The following is a 470-nucleotide window of genomic DNA, read 5'->3' on the forward strand; positions in this document are numbered from 1 at the left end:
TCCTCCAGCTGCTCCTTATACATATCCAGGTAATTATTGGTCGAAACCTGCTGCACGATCTGGTGATGAGGATTATAAGTCTGGATGAGCACAAGACCACGTTTCTTGGTCCTCCCCGCTCTTCCCGCTACCTGCAGCATCAGCTGAAAACTCCGCTCATGTGCCCTAAAATCCGGAAAATTGAGCAGGGTATCTGCATTCATGATCCCCACCAGACGTACATTTCTAAAGTCGAGACCTTTGGTAAGCATTTGTGTACCTATCAGGATGTCGATCTCCCCTTCCTCAAAAGCCGAAATTATCTTTTCGTAACCATGCTTTCCGCGGGTGGTATCAAGATCCATGCGGCCGATCTTATTCCCCGGAAAAAGTGCTTTTAACTCAGTCTCTACTTTCTCTGTTCCAAAGCCTTTGGTAGAAAGTTCAATGCTGCCACATGCCATACATTTTGTTTGCAACGCCATATGGTA

General features: G+C 46.4%; 1 protein-coding gene. It reads right to left on the reverse strand.

Annotation, left to right across the window (positions count from 1 at the left end; all coding sequences use genetic code 11):
- Positions 1-470: helicase-related protein (locus HC175_RS18220; protein ID WP_262887249.1), on the reverse strand; the 470-nt coding region annotated here is incomplete at both ends.

Source organism: Salinimicrobium oceani (genome assembly GCF_012037645.1).